The following is an 18,504-nucleotide window of genomic DNA, read 5'->3' on the forward strand; positions in this document are numbered from 1 at the left end:
AAATACTAACTTTTGTTTTCAAGAGCACTACAACTGTAAAACTCGGGTTATAACAGTTAAATCTTTTAAAATCAACTTTATTTATTATAAGAAAAAAGACTGAACATATTATTCAGTCCTTATAAATTTATTTCTTTTCAATTTTAGTTTTACCACCCATGTATGGTTGTAAAGCCTTTGGAATTAAGATTGAACCATCTTCTTGATAGTTATTTTCAATTAAGGCAATCAATCCACGTGGAGAAGCAACTACAGTATTATTTAAAGTATGTAAGAAATAAGTTCCTTTATCACCTTTAGTACGAATACCTAAACGTCTTGCTTGAGCATCTCCTAAGTTTGAACAACTACCAACTTCGAAATATTTTTGTTGACGAGGTGACCAAGCTTCGATATCACATGATTTAACTTTAAGGTCTGCTAAGTCTCCAGAACAACATTCTAATTGACGTACTGGTACATCCCATAAACGGAATAAATCAACTGTGAACTTCCACATTTTTTCATACCAATCCATTGATTCTTCTGGTTCACAAATAACAATCATTTCTTGTTTTTCGAATTGATGAACACGATACAATCCACGTTCTTCTAATCCATGTGATCCACCTTCTTTACGGAAACAAGGAGAATAAGAAGTCATTGTGACTGGTAATTCTTCTTTTTTAAGAATTTGTCCTTTGAATTTACCAATCATTGAGTGTTCTGATGTACCAATTAAATATAAATCTTCTCCTTCAATTTTATACATCATTGCTTGCATTTCTGGGAATGACATAACTCCAGTTACAACATCAGAATGAATCATGAAAGGAGGAATCGCATATGTAAATCCTTGATCAATCATGAAATCACGTGCACAAGAAATCATAGCTTCATGTAAACGAGCAATATCTCCTAATAAATAATAGAATCCTTCACCGCTTGTTCTACCTGCAGCATCTTTGTCCATTCCATTAACAGCTTTGATAATATCAGCATGATGAGGAATTTCATATGAAGGAACAACTGGTTCTCCAAATCTTTGAACTTCTACGTTTTCACTGTCATCTTTTCCAATTGGAACACTTGAATCAATGATATTTGGGATTTGAAGCATTTTTTCACGAACAGATTCTCTTAATTCATTTTCTTTTACTTCTAATGCTTCTAATTCTTTAGCAATATCTGCCACTTTTTGTTTTACTTGTTCAGCTTCTTCTTTTTTACCTTGTTTCATCAATGAACCAATCTCTTTGGAAATATTTTTTCTTTCGGCTCTTAGTTCATCTCCTTTTTGTTGGCTTGCTCGTAATTCTTTGTCTTCTTCTAATACAGCATCAACTAAAGGTAATTTTTGATCTTGAAATTTTTTCTTAATATTTTCTTTGACAAGATCTGGATTTTCTCTGACAAATTTAATATCTAACATATATCCTCCTAATATAAAAAAAGAGACGCCATCCACAAAGGGACGATGTCTCGCGTTGCCACCCTTTTTACTTTATAAATAATAAAGTCACTCTACATGATAACGGTATGTACCGAATTTAATTACTATATTCATTAAATCACTCAAAGGGGCTTTTCATAAATATCTTTCGAATATTTTCACCAACCATATTCTCTCTACACAAAGATACATATTACTTATCCTTTTCAACGTTTTTTACTCATAATTTATACCATTAAATGGAGAAAATTTCAATCTAATTTATATCTGCCTAATCATATGAAAAAAAATAGGCCTGTTATATAAGCCTATTCATTTACTTCTTCTTCACTGTCTTCATCGTCTTGATGATAAATCATAGTGACTTTTGTGACCTTAGCATTATCATTTAAGTTAATTAAACGAACACCTTGAGTATTACGACCATAGATACCAATCTTTGATACATCAATACGAATCATAATTCCTGTACTAGAAACAATCATCGCATCTTCGATACCACTAACAGCCTTAACACTAACTAGATTACCAGTCTTTTCCGTAATATTAATTGTAGATACACCTTTTTTACCACGTGAAGTTAAACGATAATCTTCAATCTTACTTCGTTTTCCATATCCATTTTCTGAAATTGATAACAAAGTATCTCCTTCAGAACTTAAAGCCACACCTACTACTTGGGAACCATCACAATTAAATCCAGCTACACCAGCTGCGCTTCTTCCCATCATACGAATATCCGTTTCTTTAAAACGAACCGCTTTTCCATTTGAACCTGCAATAATGACTTCATCATTTCCAGTTGTCATCTTAACAAAGGCAAGGGAATCATCTTCTTTTAAGCTAATCGCAATTTTTCCAGATTTATTAATGCGTGTGAATTCTTCTAATGGTGTACGTTTTACTAATCCATTCTTTGTAACAAATAGAATAGATTTGAATTCCATATCTTGACGAACCGGAAGCATAGTCTGAATTTTTTCATCTTTTCCTAATTCAATCAGATTTACGATTGGTAATCCCTTAGCTGTTCTTGAACCATTTGGTACACGATATCCTTTTATACGATATACACGACCTTTATTCGTAAACAACATCAATGGATCATGGTTATTCATAGTAATCATTGTATCAATAGAATCTTCATCATTTAAAGTCAATGACTTAATTCCACGTCCACCTCTATTTTGAGTTTTATATGTATCAACTAATTGCGATTTAATATAACCAGATTCAGTCAACATAATGACAACATCTTCCACTGGAATTAAATCTTCATCATCCATATCAATGAAATTATCTGAAATTTCTGTACGACGATCATCTCCGTATTTTTCATCAATTTCAGTTAAATCCTCACGAATGATATTTAAAATTCTTTGTGGATTTGCCAAAATATCTTTGTAATCCGCAATTTTAATTAATAAATCATTATATTCATTTTCAATTTTATCTCGTTCCAAACCAGATAAACGACGAATCTGCATTGCCAAAATAGCTTTAGCCTGAACTTCACTTAAACCAAAGGCTTCTTCTAATTCAGCAATTAATCCTGCTTCATCAGAATGAGAATGACGAATCAAATGAATAACTTCATCAATATGATCAATGGCAATTCTAAAACCTTCTAAAATATGCGCACGATCTTGTGCTTTTTTCAAATCAAAGCGCGTTTTACGTTCTACAACTTCAACTTGGAAATCAATATAATCTTGAATCACTTGTTTTAAAGAAAGTTGTTTAGGAGCACTATTTTCCAAAGCTAAAATATTGATACCATAGCTTGATTGAAGTGGCGTCATTCTAAATAATTGATTTAAAATAACATCCTCTTGTACATCTTTCTTTAATTCCATTACAATACGAATACCTTCACGGTTACTTTCATCATTTAAATACGTAACCCCTTGAATTTCTTTATCACGAATCAAAGAAGCCATTTTTGTGATTAAACTTGCTTTATTAACTTGATAAGGAATTTCATAGAAAATAATTCGTTTTTTACCATTTGGTTCCGTTTCAACACGATACTTAGAACGAATTAAAATAGAACCACGACCTGTTTCATATGCCTGGCGAATTCCTTTACGACCAAGAATCATACCACCAGTAGGGAAGTCAGGTCCTTTAATGTATTCCATTAACTCTACAACGGTAATATCTGGATTATCCATTACCGCAAAAATAGCTTGGATAGTTTCAGATAAATTATGAGGCGGAATATTGGTTGCCATACCTACCGCAATTCCCATTGAACCATTGATTAATAAATTAGGAATACGACTTGGAAGAACCGTTGGTTCTGTTTCTTCACCATCATAGTTCTCAATAAAATCAACGGTATCTTTATTAATATCTCGCATCATTTCCATGGAAATTTTTGACATACGAGCTTCGGTATAACGCATCGCAGCCGCTCCATCCCCATCAAGAGAACCAAAATTTCCATGTCCATCTACTAATGGATAACGATAGTTAAAATCTTGTGCCATACGAACCATGGCATCATATACAGCAGTATCACCATGAGGATGATACTTACCAATAACATCCCCGACAATACGAGCACTTTTCTTATGAGCTACACCAGAAGTAATTCCTAGTGAATTCATAGCGTGCATAATACGACGATGTACCGGTTTCATTCCGTCTCTTACATCGGGTAAAGCACGTTGTACAATAACAGACATTGAATAATCCAGGAACGATTCTCGCATCTCTTTGGATATTTCGACATCTTCAATATAATCATACTGTTTTTCCTGATCCATCCGTAGCCTCCTATAAATCTAACTTAGCATATACCGCATTGGCTTGAATAAAATCACGACGTGGTTCTACATCTTCACCCATTAACATACTAAATACGCTATCTGCTTCCATCGCATCATCAATTGTTACTCGTTTTAAAATACGATTATTAGGATCCATAGTTGTTTCCCATAACTGTTCCGCATCCATTTCTCCTAAACCTTTATAACGCTGAACTTTATATCCATCTTTAAATTCTTCACGTAATTGATCCATTTCTTGTTCTTTATACGCATAGGCAATTTTTTTACCTTTTTGAACTTTATAAAGAGGAGGTTGAGCAATATAAACATAACCATTTTCAATAACAGGTTTCATAAAACGATATAAGAACGTTAACATCAAAGTACAAATATGACTTCCATCGACATCGGCATCGGTCATAATGACAATTTTATGATAACGAAGCTTACTTAAATCAACATCTTCTTGAATACCACAACCAAAAGCAGTAATCATACTACGAATTTCCGCATTTTCAAAAATTCGATGTGTTCTTGCCTTTTCAACATTTAAAATTTTACCACGTAAAGGTAAGATAGCCTGTGTTTTCGCATTTCGACCTTGTTTAGCAGAACCACCGGCTGAATCCCCTTCGACTATAAAGATTTCACATTCAGATGCATCTTTACTTGAACAATCGACTAGTTTTCCAGGTAAAGCATTAATACCATCTAAAGCCGATTTACGACGCGTCATTTCACGTGCTTTCTTAGCAGCAATTCGAGCCTTTGAAGCAACAATACATTTTTCAACGATAGCCTTGGCTTCATTCGGATTTTCTAAGAAGAACGTTTTAATTTGTTCGCCTGCAATATTAGAAACAATTTTACGAACTTCACTGTTTCCTAGTTTAGTTTTAGTTTGTCCTTCATATTGAGGATCTGGATGCTTAACAGAAATAATCGCAACCAATCCTTCTTTTACATCATCTTGTGATAACGTTTCATCTTTCTTTAATAAATTATTAGCTTTTCCATAGTTATTTATACAACGCGTTAAAGCCATTCTAAATCCTTCTTCATGATATCCACCTTCATGGGTATGAATATTATTACAGAAAGAATAAATATTTGATTGATATCCATCATTATATTGAAGTGCCACTTCAGCAAAGATATCATCTTGTTTACCACCAACATAAATTACTTTTTCACCAATTACAGATTTACCATGATTCAAGTAATTTACATATTCGATGATACCACCTTCATATTTATATTCTTCTTTACGAACAGGAGATACTCTTTGATCTTCAATCGTTAATTTAATATCCTTATTCAAAAACGCCAATTGACGTAAACGATTATTTAAAGTATCAAAATCATATACCGTTGTTTCCTTAAAAATAGTTGGATCTGCTTTGAAACGAACCGTAGTTCCCGTACGATCTGTAGTTCCGACAACTTTTAAAGGAGAAACAATATTTCCTCCATTTTCAAAACGAACATTATAAATATTTCCATTTTGATAAACCGTAACTTCCAACCATTCACTCAACGCATTAACAACACTAGCACCAACACCATGAAGACCACCAGAAACTTTATAGGCACCTCCACCGAATTTACCACCAGCATGTAAAACGGTCATAATGGTTTCAACGGCACTGATTCCTGTTTTTTCATGAACACCAACTGGCATTCCACGACCATTATCTTTTACGCAAATAACATCTCCAGGTTCAATAATCAAGTTAATTTCATTGGCATATCCAGCTAATGCTTCGTCAATTCCATTATCAACGATTTCCCAAACTAAATGATGAAGACCACGAGCGCTTGTTGAACCGATATACATACCAGGTCGCAAGCGAACAGCTTCTAATCCTTCTAAAACTTGAATATCATCCGCTGTATATGAATGATCAACATGAGTTGCTTCATTTTCAAGTTCTTCAAACTCTAACATCTTATCTTCATTCATTGAGTAACCTCCTTCACCATTCCGTTTTGTACTTCATAAAACTGCACCGAACGATTCTTAAACCACGATGCATCTACTTTTTCAACTGTTGTGATAAATATCTGCATATTTTTAGGAAGAATATGAATCAGTTCTTTTTTTCGATACGGATCCAATTCACTAAAAACATCATCTAACAATAAAATAGGATACTGGTTTGTTTTTTCATAAACCATTTGTGCCAATCCCAACTTCATAGCTAATAAGTAACTACGCTTCTGTCCTTGGGATGCTACTTCATTTATATCTTTTCCATTTAATAAAAACTGAATATCATCGCGATGTATTCCTACATTTGTCATTTTATATAAACAATCTTTATCAAATGTATTTTCATATGATTTTCTGATATTTTCTTCTATATTATCAATATCAACAAAAGTAATATAATTTGCACTCATTTTTTCCTTTTCTCTTGAAAAAAAAGGATATAATCGATTCGCATAAGCCATTAAACTATTAATAAATGAATTTCTTTGTTTAATAATTACCACTTCATCTTCAATCATTTGAGAAGTATAGACATCAATTAAATCAACATCCAATTCATTTTGTTTTAAAGCCATATTACGATTTTTTAAAGTTCGATTATAACGAGACAAAGTAAAAGTATATTTCTTTGATAATTTTATTAATTCCATATCAATAAAATTACGTCTGACTTTCTTAGGTGCACTAAACAACATAATGTCATCAGGACAAAATGAAATCGCATTTAAAATACCCACAAAGTCAGAATACTTTTTTATAGAATTGTTATTATGGAAAAGATGTTTCTTCTGATTTGATACGACCACCTTTAAATCAGACATAGAATGATTCGATTCAATTTTGGCCTGCACAAGCATTTGATCTTGTGAATCCATCACCATACTCGATAAAGTATTGGTACGAAACGAGTGAAGATGACTTAAAAAGTAAATTGACTCGATTAAATTGGTTTTCCCTTGAGCGTTTTTTCCATAAAAACAATGAATACAATTTTCCTTAAAATTGAATTCGACATTGTCAAAATTACGAAAATGAATCAATCGCAATGATTTTATATTCATTCAACTTCGATTCTCAATCCTTCATCATTTGTGACAACATCATTTTTGCGAATCTTGCGACCACGGCGATTTTCTTCTTGCCCATTCACATATAAAACATTACATGCCAAATAAGCTTTTGCTTCACCACCACTTGAAACAACGTCACAAGCTTTCAACAATTGTTGTAAGGTAATATATTCTGTTTCTAGTTTAAAACGCATAAAATAACCCTCTTTCCACTCGTTAATTATACCATGAAACCTATATTTTTTCTACAATCAAAAAAAAGGAGCCAAGCTCCTTAATCATAACTACGAACAGGTACAACAATCATTAATGCCGAATCATCATCTGGATTACTGATTTTGATTGGTTTCATTAATCCCGCAAATTCTAATTTAACTTTATCTCCACTTAAAGCGCGAATTGCTTCTAACATATATGTTCCATTACAAGATAAACGAATCGGTTCTCCTGTATATTCACAAGTCGATAAAATTTCATCAGAGTTACCAATTTCAGTTGAACTTGTTTTAATGTGTGTTTCACTTTCAGAACATTCTAATTTAATTAAATGAATTTTTTCATTACGAATAAAGTTTGTGCGATCAATAACACTTGCCATTTCATGACTTGAAACACACATAGAAGAAATTTGTGTTGTTGGGATAATACGATCAATATCAGGGAAAATACCATCAATTAAACGAGATTGAATAACTGTTTGATTGAATACAAATTGAATTTTCTTTGAATCAATGTATAAATCAACATATTCATCTGAATCTGATAAAGATTTAACTACCTCAGATAATGATTTATTAGGAATTGTGATATTAAAATTATAATTTCCATTTATTTCAACTGTTTTACGAGCTAAACGATAAGAATCCGTTCCTGAACAAGATAAAATATTTCCATTTGTTTTAAAGTTAACTCCATTTAATACAGGACGCGTATCTTTATCTGAACAAGCAAATGCAGTTTGAGAATAAATTTGTTTTAATTCTTCACTCTTTAAACAAATCTTAGTTCCTGGAATAGAGAAATCAATGTTTGGATATTCATTAGATTCAATTCCATTTAAGTTGAATTTACCTTTATTATTTGAAATACAAACTTTTGTTAAGTCAATTAAATCAAATTGTAAAGACTGTGAATCTAATTTACGAACAATTTCTAATAAATATTTAGATTCAATAATAATAGAACCCGTTGAATCAATTTTTAATTCATTTTCTTCATTAGGAACAATTGTAGAACGAATTGAAATATTAGAATCACTTCCTGTTAAAATAATACGATTATCTTCTACTTTAATACAAATACCAGATAAAGCTGGTAAAGGTGAAAACACGCTAATTGATCGTGAAACAATGTTTAATTTATCTAAAAAGAATTTACGATTAATTGAAAATTTCATATTTTATTTACCTCCTAGTATATATAGTAACAATAATAAGGGCGTGGAAATGGTGGATAATTTCCACTTTTTCTTTAATATTAAATAAAAATCATCATTTTTTGACTGTGGAAAACTAGTGGAAAGCTGTTGATTACTGACTAGTCAACATAGCTTTTACTTTCTCTACAGCTAATTTGAAGGCAGGATCTGTCTCCATTTTCTGACAAGCTCGTTCATAAGAACTTAAGATGGTAGTGTGATCTCGATTTCCAAGTTCTTGCCCAATGGCAACATATGCCTTATGTAACATTTCACGACATAAATAAACGAAAACCTGACGAGCATTCATAATATTTTTTTGTCTTGATTTACCTTCTATATCTTTATACGTAAAACCATAAAAACTAATAACAGCCTTCTTAATTTGTTTCATTGTCAGTTCATTTTGATTTAGAATAACAGGCTCTTTCATTAATATACGTTGCGCAAATTCCAAATCAATGACATCTGGGTGTTCAATAATGGCATTAAATAATAATTTATTTAAACTTCCTTCCAAATTACGAACATCATCTGAGAATTTACTTGCCAAATAGTCTAAAACATCTTCTTGAACTAGAACAGTATCTTCTGATTTTTCTAATTTCTTTTGAAGAATTGCTTTACTTGTATCAAATTCTGGTTTGGAAATATTTGTGACTAAACCAGAAGAAAAACGAGAAACTAAACGATCTTGAATCCCTTTTAATTCATTTGGATGCATGTCACTTGTCATAACAATTTGAGCGTTATGTGAAATTAATTGATTGTAAACAGAGAAGAACACTTCTTGTGAACTTGATTGGTTTAAGTTCTGTACATCATCAATTAAAAAATAATCATAACTAGCTAATTGTTCTTTGACTTGCTCTACGGCATTTCCATAAACATTTTTAGTACGCATCGCATCTAATAGAATTTTAACTAGATCTCCAGCATAGGCATAGAATACCTTTACTTCAGGGCGTTCTTTCTTTAAAAAATTACCAATGGCGTGTAATAAATGGGTTTTTCCTAGACCTGGGTTCCCATAAATCATAATTGGATTAAAAATATGTTTCTTTTGTGTACAACAAGATAAACAAGCTGCATATGCTTCCTGGTTACAATAACCTTGTACAAAGTTTTCGAATGTATAGTTTTCATCAAAAGGTGTTTGTTCAATTTTGATGGCTTTAACACTAGGTTGTGTTTGCGGAATAATTGAATCCGCTTCTTTTCTATCGACTAATAAAATAGCAAGAGTAGAACCATATAATTCTGATAAAGTAGCTTCAAATAATTCTTTATTATCTGACACAACTTTATTGGTAACCGTTGATCCATAACTAACATAAGCAGTTGAATTATCATCATTAATATTTACTAATTCTGTTTTATTGACAATCCATGTATTGAAAACTTCACCTTTAAAAAAATGGGCATCTTCAATGGATTTTAAAACATTCTTCCATAATTCTTGATAAGACGTCATTTTATACCTTCTTTTCTGTCGCATTTATTATACACGAAAGAAAAAAAAATAGAATTGGATTCGGGCAAAAATTGACTTTTCCACAGAGTTTTCCACTTTTCCACATTTTAAATTGTGGAGTTTATTAACCACGTTGTGGAAAACTTGATTGATTGTGGAAAACCTATGTGGAAAACTACCACTTTTCCACTAAGTTACACCTTCGAATCTTCTTTAATATTAGAAATTATTTTGACTTTTCCACTGTAAAACTAAAATTATAAAAAAATAGGAGATTTTCGTGTGGAAAAGAGTGTTTTTTCCTGGGGAAAATTAATTTTTTTTGCTTTTTTATAGAAAATGAATACAATGGAAATGGGGAAAACTAATATGTATCAATTTAAAATTAATGTAGAAAAAGAAGAATTCAATCAATTTGTGGAAAACCATGAATACTGTAATTTATTACAGAGTTATCAATGGGCAAATATAAAACAATACTGGGATCACTATCACACAGGTGTATATGAAGATGGGAAGTTAGTAGGAGTTGGTTTGGTTTTAATTAAAGAACTGCCAATGAAGTTCACTATGTTCTATATTCCAAGAGGACCTATTCTAGATTATAAAAATCAAGAACTATTATCTTTTTATTTTAATGAATTAAAGAAAGTAGCTAAAAAGCGGCATTGTTTATTTATTAAATTTGATCCGGCTATTCATATTAATGACTATAAATCAAAGAATCAAAATAAAAATTATTATAAAGATACACAATATTATTTAGATAGCTTTAAAAAATTAGGTGCTAAACACCATGGTTATACAATGTATATAGAAGATACTATTCAACCACGTTTCCAATCTAATGTTTATGCATGTGAAAATATTGAAGAAAATCTTCCTAAGCATACAAAACGATTAATCAAAGACGCAGATAGAAGAAATGTGAAAATTATTCATGGTCAAAAAGAATTAATTGATGAGTTTTCAAGATTAGTAGAGTTAACAGAACAAAGAAAAAATGTATCACTTCGTAATAAAGAATACTTCACTTTATTAATGAATGAATATCCAGAAGGTGGAGTTATCTTTTTAGCACAGTGTAATTTATATCAATTATCTAAGGAAGCTCATGCCAAAGAAGAAGAATTATTGAAAGAAATTCAAGAAACTCCAGAAAATGCGAAGAAAAAACTTAGAAGATTGAATGATCAATTAAATTCGGCTCAAAAAGATATTAAAGAATTCGATGAAATGTTAGATGAATTTGGACATGAAGATAAAGAAATATCGATTGCGGGTATTTTAAGTGTTCAATTCGGTAATACATGTGAAATGTTATATGCTGGAATGGATGAGCGTTTTAAAAAGTTTATGCCACAATATAAAGAATACGTTGAAAACTTTAAATGGGCTTTTGATAGAGAATGTATTTATAGTAATATGGGTGGAGTCGAAGGAACTTTAGATGATGGTCTAACAAAGTTTAAAGATAACTTTGATCCAACGATAAATGAATTCATTGGTGAATTTGATTTACCTGTTAATAAATTATTGTTCAAACCTAGCTTATGGGCATACGAAAAAATGAAAAAAAGAATAAAAAGTTAGTATTTTTCTTATTGACATTAAAAACGACATATTGCTATAATGTACGAGCAATCTTATTTGAAAATTTATAAAGAGACTGAGGGGTGTAATAAAAATGAAAAGAACATATCAGCCAAGTAAGAGAAAACACCAAAGAACTCATGGTTTCCGTGCTCGTATGGCAACTGTTGGTGGACGTAAAGTGCTTTCTAGAAGAAGAGCTAAAGGTAGAAAGGTATTATCCGCATAGAAATCACCTGATGGTGATTTTTTTGTAGTGATAGGAGGATTTTCATGAAAAAAGAATATCGAATTTGTAAAAATTATGAATTTTCTTCTATTATCCACAAACAAAATCTTGTAAAATCGTCATCTTTTGTTTGTTATTATTTACCAAAAAAAGAACAACATAACCGAATTGGAATTAGCGTAAGCAAAAAATTAGGAAATGCTGTATGTCGAAACAAAATTAAAAGACAAGTTCGAAGCATGGTTGATCTTGTCTTCGATTTTGAAGAAGCATTTGATGTAGTAATCATTGTTAGACCTGTGTATAAGAAAAAAACATTTGGTGAAAATTGTAATGAATTAAAAGAAAATCGAGAAAAGATGAAACGAAAATGTAAAGAAAAAAGAGGTTAATGATGAAAAAATTTTTACAAAGTAAAGCAAAAATTTTAATGGTCTGCTTGTTTGTAGTTCTAACATGTACAGCTTGTTCAAATCCTCGTGGTACAGACGGAAAAACAAAAGTTGATGAGATCATCGCAATCGAAGAAACACAAGTAGAAAGAGGAAAAGTTAGTATCGAAGGTTCTGAAAAAGAAAAAGAATATAAAAAATTAAAAGATACTGATTTAATTACTATTGAAGCTACATCATTTAAAGATGCTGTTTCAAAAGGTTGGTTTGAAGGAATTATCGTTTGGCCAATTGCTCAATTATTAAACTTCGTAGCTGTAAATACAGATGCCGGAATTGGAATTATCGCAACTACTGTATTAATTCAATTAATTCTATTTGTATTTACTCGTAAATCACAAATGTCTTCACAAAGAATGCAAGAAATTCAACCTGAATTACAACGTATTCAAAATAAATACGCTGATAAAACAGATGATGCTTCTAAGATGAAGATGTATCAAGAAACACAAAATTTATATGATAAATATGACATTCATCCATTTGGAACAATGTTAGTAACATTTATCCAATTCCCAATCATGATTGGTATGTATTATGCAACTATGCGTGCAATTTCAGTAGTTGATGGATCATTCTTAGGAATGGATTTATCTGGTACTGTATTACAAGGGTTCAAAAATGTTCAAATCGGATACATTGTTATTTATATTTTAATGATTGTATGTCAATTTATTTCTATGAAACTTCCAATGTGGTTGAAGAAATATCAAGATAAAAAAGACCATGTTAAAGTTAAAAAATATGCTGAAGCTGAACAAAAAGCTGCAGATCCAACACAAATGACTATGTATATGTCAATTGTCATGATTGCTGTATTATACATTTCATGGCCAATTGCGATGTCATTCTATTGGGCTGTTTCATCTATGTATCGTATTTGTCAAACACTTGTATTACATTTTGTAATGAGAAAAGAAGGTAAAAAATAATGAGTTTTCAAAAGTTTACTGGAAAAACTCTAGAAGAAGCAATTGCTAATGCCGCAAATACGAAAAATGTAACACCTGAAGAAATTACTTACAATATTCTAGAAGAAAAAAATGGTTTTCTAGGAATTGGTAGAAGTGTTGAAATTGAAGCTTATTGCGAAGCGGATGTAGAAGCTTTCATTAAAAAATACATCGAAAACTATTTCAATAATGCCAAAATGGATGGAACAGTAGAAATCACAAATGAAAATGGATTCTATAAAGTATTAGTTAATACATCTAACAATGCGGTATTAATTGGAAAAGGTGGAAAAACACTTCAAGCATTTAATCGATTAGTCAAAGCAGCGGCAAGCGCTGAATTCAAAAAAAGAGTTGGATTATTAATTGATGTTAATGGTTATAAAGAAGATCGTTATGAAAAAATTTGTAAAATGGCAATTCGTGTTGCCAAAGATGTTCGTCGTACAAAAGTAAATGCTGTTTTAGATCCTATGCCAGCTGATGAACGTAAAGCAATTCATAATGCTTTATCAGGAATGAAAAACATTTCTACACAATCAGAAGGTGAAGGAGAAGGACGTCGTCTTAAAATCTTATATACACCAGAAAATAATGAAGAATAACGGGATCTTCCCGTTATTTTTTTACAGTGAGGGACATATGAAAATAATTATTGGTTTAGGAAATCCAGGAAAAGATTATGAAAATACGCGTCATAATGCGGGTTTTATGGTCATGGATGAAATCGCAAAAAAATGTAATTTGGAATTTAATAAAGAAAAATTTGATGCTTATTTCGCAAAAGGAAAAATTAAAGGAGAAGATGTTGTATTATTGAAGCCAACAACTTATATGAATAACAGTGGCTTTGCGCTTCGTGCATGTCTTGATTTTTATAAAGAAACAATGGACAATGTATTAGTTATTTATGATGATAAGGATTTACCAGTTGGAAAGATTCGTCTTCGTCAACAAGGAAGTGCAGGCGGACACAATGGTATTAAAAGTATCATGAATTGTACACAAAATCAGACTTTTGATCGTATTCGCGTAGGAATTGGAAAAGATGATCGTATTCCTATTATTCAATGGGTTTTATCTAAATTTAGAAAAGAAGAACAAGAGGATCTTCAAAAAGCAATCACTCAAGCAAGCGAAGCTGCTTATTATGCCATTGATCATTCATTTGATAAAGTCATGAATCAATACAACAAGAAATAATATGAAAGAAGATATTTTAAAATTATTTGATGACAACATTGTAGTCAAACAAATTCTAAAACAAGAAGACAATGTTGGAAATTTAACACTGATGGAAGAAGCTATGCTTGTTGTGAACGCCTTCCATCAAGATCATCAAACAAGAATTATTGTAAAAGAGAATCGCTATCAAGCGCAGCAACTTTATAATCGAATGTCCTTACTCGATGAAAATGTGCTGCTTTTTGTCATGGAAGAAAGTTTACGTGTGCAATCCATTGCTTCATCTCCAGAAGATAAAAACCAAATGATTTATGGATTAACACAATTAATTCAAAATAAAGAACCTAAAATTATTATTTGTAACGTAGCTAGTTATGTTCGTTATTTACCATCGGTTTCTTATTTTAAAGAAAATTGTATTGAATGTCGTGTAAATCAAGAACTAGATATGCGTAGTCTAAAACAAAAATTGAATCGTATGGGATATGCAAAATTAAATTATGTCGATCGACCTTGTACATATGCATCACGAGGCGGAATCATCGATATCTTTACTTTGACTTATGAAAATCCGATTCGTATTGAATTTTTTGATACAGAAATTGAATCTATTCGTTTTTTTGATGTGAATACACAAAGAACCATTCAATCTATTGATTCTATTATGTTGTGCCCGGCTACGGATTTATTATTTAGTGATGAACAAATTGATGAAATTAAAGAAAAAGTATTTGTGCAATTAGAAAAAGAAAAAAAGAAATGCTTTGATGAACAAAGAGAATTATTAGTAGATTCTATTGAAAATGACATGATGCTTTTAGAGAATTATAGCACAGAACCTCATTTATATATTTATTATGCTTATACATCTAAAAGTCAATTAAATGATTATGTTGATCATGCCATTACTATTTTAAGTTCAAAAGAAGAAGTAGAACGATCATATAAGAAATTAAATCAAGAAAACATAACATTTGTTCAAGAAATGGTAGAAGATAAAAGATATTTACCTGAATATGTTTTATTTCATGATTTATATTCATTAAAAGCAATGTATTTCCATGAATTTATGGATTTTAAAAATCCTATTTCATCTGAAATATATCCAATTGAACAAGCAAATGTAAATATTGAACAAATACTAAGTACAATTGACTTTAATAATACATATTTCGCATTACCAAAAGATGAAAAAGAAAAACTATCTTGTCAATATTCATATGATTTTCACTTCATTGAACCAGTATTTTATGAAGGATTTAAGTATAAAGATATTCAAGTTTATACTAAAAAAGAATTATTTAAAGAACATTTTAAAAAGAACATATATCAAAAAACATTTAAAGAAGGACAAATCATTGAAAATGTCTTAGAACTTGAAAAAAATGACTATGTTGTTCATGAACAATATGGAATTGGGCAATACTTAGGCATTGTCACAAGAAACCAAAATGGTAAAAACTTAGATTATCTTCATATTATTTATCGTGATAATGGAGAATTATTTGTTCCTCTTTCTAAATTTAATTTAGTAAGAAAATATATTTCTCATGAAGGAGTAGGCGTTAAATTAAGTAAACTTGGAAGTAATCAGTGGCAAAAAACAAAAGAAAAAGTTAATCAGAAAATTGAAGAGATTGCGTCTCGTTTAGTTGAATTATATGCAGCGCGAAATGAAGACATTGGCTTTGCCTTTCCTAAAGATGATGCGCTACAAAGAGAATTTGAAGAAGCTTTTGATTATGAACCAACGCCAGATCAAATACAAGCAACTGAAGAAATAAAAAGAGAAATGGAAAAACCAAAGCCAATGGATCATTTATTATGTGGAGATGTTGGTTTTGGGAAAACAGAAGTTGCGATGCGTTGTGCCTATAAAGCTATCACAAGCGGAAAACAAGTTGCCTTTTTGTGTCCGACAACAATTTTATCACTACAACACTATCAAACCATTCAAAAGCGAATGGGAGCAGAAGGTGTTAATATTGCTATGGTGAATCGCTTTGTGACGGATTCTGAAATTAAAGAAATCAAAAAGGGTTTAAAAGAGGGAACCATTGATTTAGTAGTGGGAACACATAAATTATTAAATAAATCATTTAAGTTTAAAGATTTAGGTTTATTAATTATTGATGAGGAACAACGTTTTGGAGTGGAACACAAAGAAAAAATCAAGGAAATGAAAAATTCTATTGATGTATTGTCTTTATCGGCTACTCCGATTCCGCGAACTTTACAAATGTCTTTAATTGGTGTGCGTACGATATCACAATTAAATACACCACCAGCGCAAAGACATCCCGTACAAACATATGTGATTGAAAAGAAAGAAAGTGCCATTCGTGAAGTCATTCAAAGAGAATTATCACGAAATGGACAAGTCTTCTATTTACATAATCGTGTGTCTACTATATATGAAGTAGCTCGAAAACTTCAAAAAGAATTTGATGATGTTTCCATTGCGGTAATTCATGGAAAAATGGCACGTGAAGAAATTGAAACGATTATGTATGATTTTTCAATGAACAAATATCAAATTTTAGTTTGTACAACAATTATTGAAACAGGAATCGATATTGCCAATGCGAATACCATTTTAATTGAAGATGCTGATCGTTTTGGTTTATCTCAGTTATATCAAATTAGAGGACGAGTAGGCCGAAGAGAAAAAATAGCTTATTGTTACTTGATGGTTACACCTGAAAAAGAATTAACCGAAAAAGCTAGTAAGCGTCTTAAAGCCATTAAGGAGTTTACGCAATTGGGAAGTGGATATAAAGTTGCCATGCGTGATTTAACAATTCGTGGGGCTGGTGATTTATTGGGTCCGCAACAAGCTGGTTTCATTGATCAAATTGGTTTGGATTTATATCTTGAATTATTATCACAGGCTATTGCCAAGAAACAAGGAAAACCAATTGAGAAAAAAGAAATTAAATCCGCTAATATTTCCTTTAATGGTTATATTCCAGAATCGTTTACAGACAATGATGGAGATAAATTATCGTTGTATCAAGATATTCAAAAAATTAAAACAAGCGATGAATTAAGAGCGTATAAAGAACGTGTTCATGATTTATATGGAACAATACCTAGTCAAATTGAAAGTTTATTTGAACAAAAGGAATTGGATTTATTCGTAAATATTCCAGGTGTTTATTCTTTAGTTGAACAAGATAAATACTATGTTATTACGATGGACGAAGCTTGGACAAATCAATGTGATGGTGTGAAATTATTTGAAAAAATGAATGCCATTAGTAATCGCATTAATTTACGCTTAACCAATCGTAAAATTGAAATATCAGTCATCAAGAAACCAAAAACAATGTTGTATAAAGTAATTAAATTATTAGAGGAAGGTCTATGAGATTAGATAAATATTTAAAAACTGCTCGTATTTTAAAGCGAAGAGAAGCGGCTAAGGAATTAGCGCTTCAAAAAAGAATTAAAGTCAATGATCGTATTGCCAAACCGAGTACAGAACTAGAAATTGGTGATGTGATTGAAATCCAATTTGGACAACGAATTGTAGTGATTCGTGTTTTAGATATCCAAAAACAAGTTTCAAAACAAAATGCGCAGTTATTATTTGAAATAATTCGTGAAGAAAAAATTGAAGAAAATATTGAGAATGAATAATTACTAATTTTTATAATTGAAAAAATAAAAATATATAGTATTATAAACACGCTATGAATTTAAATGTACAGCTCATTGATGTGATTCAAGATGAAATTATTTTTGATGGAATCGCAAATGTTGAAAATTGTAAAAATGGATTAAAAATCGAAATGAAGAATCAATCAACAATTACTTGGAAAGTATATGCCAAAGGAATTGTGATTGAAATTGCTTCAGATTATAAAATATTGCTTCCTTTAAAAGAAAATTCATGTTCAAAGGGGCATATTGATACGGAATTTGGAACC

16 protein-coding genes and 1 other annotated feature are annotated in these 18,504 nt (G+C 30.9%); of the genes, 9 read left to right on the forward strand and 7 right to left on the reverse strand.

The features are described from left to right. Positions 1 to 127: 127 nt before the first annotated feature. The 7 genes from serS to dnaA form a co-directional block, all read right to left on the reverse strand. Positions 128 to 1,411: a serine--tRNA ligase gene (gene serS / locus ACI313_RS00525; protein WP_439755035.1), complete on the reverse strand. Its 1,284-nt coding sequence runs from the start codon at positions 1,409 to 1,411 to the stop codon at positions 128 to 130. Between the two features lie 35 nt (positions 1,412 to 1,446). After that, positions 1,447 to 1,651 (reverse strand) — a binding site (T-box leader). 89 nt (positions 1,652 to 1,740) lie between these two features. Next, positions 1,741 to 4,203 (reverse strand): DNA gyrase subunit A, encoded by a 2,463-nt coding sequence (gene gyrA, locus ACI313_RS00530; protein WP_439755036.1) that lies wholly within the window; start codon positions 4,201 to 4,203, stop codon positions 1,741 to 1,743. Between the two features lie 10 nt (positions 4,204 to 4,213). Next, the gene (gene gyrB, locus ACI313_RS00535; RefSeq protein WP_320608658.1) at positions 4,214 to 6,169 is read right to left on the reverse strand and encodes a DNA topoisomerase (ATP-hydrolyzing) subunit B; all 1,956 of its coding nucleotides are present in this window, start codon (positions 6,167 to 6,169) and stop codon (positions 4,214 to 4,216) included. After that, positions 6,166 to 7,260: a DNA replication/repair protein RecF gene (recF, locus tag ACI313_RS00540; protein WP_439755037.1), complete on the reverse strand. Its 1,095-nt coding sequence runs from the start codon at positions 7,258 to 7,260 to the stop codon at positions 6,166 to 6,168. The genes gyrB and recF overlap by 4 nt, the downstream gene beginning before the upstream one ends. Beyond that, positions 7,257 to 7,463, reverse strand: coding sequence for a S4 domain-containing protein YaaA (yaaA, locus tag ACI313_RS00545; RefSeq protein WP_320104379.1), 207 nt, complete (start codon positions 7,461 to 7,463; stop codon positions 7,257 to 7,259). The genes recF and yaaA overlap by 4 nt, the downstream gene beginning before the upstream one ends. Before the next feature lie 80 nt (positions 7,464 to 7,543). Further along, positions 7,544 to 8,665, reverse strand: a complete 1,122-nt coding sequence (gene dnaN / locus ACI313_RS00550) for a DNA polymerase III subunit beta (RefSeq protein WP_320608608.1) — start codon at positions 8,663 to 8,665, stop codon at positions 7,544 to 7,546. Positions 8,666 to 8,798: 133 nt separating this feature from the next. Beyond that, positions 8,799 to 10,160, reverse strand: coding sequence for a chromosomal replication initiator protein DnaA (gene dnaA, locus ACI313_RS00555; protein WP_320608609.1), 1,362 nt, complete (start codon positions 10,158 to 10,160; stop codon positions 8,799 to 8,801). Between the two features lie 369 nt (positions 10,161 to 10,529). Here dnaA and ACI313_RS00560 point away from each other — a divergent pair, with 369 nt between their 5' ends. The 9 genes from ACI313_RS00560 to ACI313_RS00600 all read left to right on the forward strand — a co-directional run. Then, positions 10,530 to 11,753, forward strand: a complete 1,224-nt coding sequence (locus ACI313_RS00560) for a peptidoglycan bridge formation glycyltransferase FemA/FemB family protein (protein ID WP_320608610.1) — start codon at positions 10,530 to 10,532, stop codon at positions 11,751 to 11,753. Positions 11,754 to 11,847: 94 nt separating this feature from the next. After that, positions 11,848 to 11,982, forward strand: coding sequence for a 50S ribosomal protein L34 (gene rpmH / locus ACI313_RS00565; protein WP_154459378.1), 135 nt, complete (start codon positions 11,848 to 11,850; stop codon positions 11,980 to 11,982). A gap of 44 nt (positions 11,983 to 12,026) precedes the next feature. Beyond that, positions 12,027 to 12,374 carry a ribonuclease P protein component gene (gene rnpA, locus ACI313_RS00570; RefSeq protein WP_320608611.1) on the forward strand — a complete coding sequence of 116 codons (348 nt, stop codon included), beginning with the start codon at positions 12,027 to 12,029 and terminating at the stop codon, positions 12,372 to 12,374. Positions 12,375 to 12,376: 2 nt separating this feature from the next. Continuing rightward, positions 12,377 to 13,366: a YidC/Oxa1 family membrane protein insertase gene (locus ACI313_RS00575; protein ID WP_320608612.1), complete on the forward strand. Its 990-nt coding sequence runs from the start codon at positions 12,377 to 12,379 to the stop codon at positions 13,364 to 13,366. Next, a complete protein-coding gene (locus ACI313_RS00580; RefSeq protein WP_320608613.1) occupies positions 13,366 to 13,992 on the forward strand; it encodes a Jag family protein in 627 nt (208 codons plus the stop codon). The genes ACI313_RS00575 and ACI313_RS00580 overlap by 1 nt, the downstream gene beginning before the upstream one ends. Positions 13,993 to 14,029: 37 nt before the next feature. Beyond that, positions 14,030 to 14,590 (forward strand): aminoacyl-tRNA hydrolase, encoded by a 561-nt coding sequence (gene pth, locus ACI313_RS00585; RefSeq protein WP_320608614.1) that lies wholly within the window; start codon positions 14,030 to 14,032, stop codon positions 14,588 to 14,590. Between the two features lies 1 nt (position 14,591). After that, on the forward strand, positions 14,592 to 17,942 hold the full coding sequence (gene mfd / locus ACI313_RS00590) for a transcription-repair coupling factor (RefSeq protein ID WP_320608615.1): 3,351 nt from the start codon (positions 14,592 to 14,594) through the stop codon (positions 17,940 to 17,942). Continuing rightward, on the forward strand, positions 17,939 to 18,214 hold the full coding sequence (locus ACI313_RS00595) for a S4 domain-containing protein (RefSeq protein WP_320608616.1): 276 nt from the start codon (positions 17,939 to 17,941) through the stop codon (positions 18,212 to 18,214). Before mfd ends, ACI313_RS00595 begins: the two co-directional genes overlap by 4 nt. Before the next feature lie 53 nt (positions 18,215 to 18,267). Next, on the forward strand, positions 18,268 to 18,504 hold a 237-nt coding region (locus ACI313_RS00600), incomplete at its 3' end, for a hypothetical protein (RefSeq protein WP_439755038.1).

It is taken from the genome of Floccifex sp. (genome assembly GCF_051873495.1).
Lineage (GTDB): Bacteria > Bacillota_I > Bacilli_A > Erysipelotrichales > Erysipelotrichaceae > Floccifex.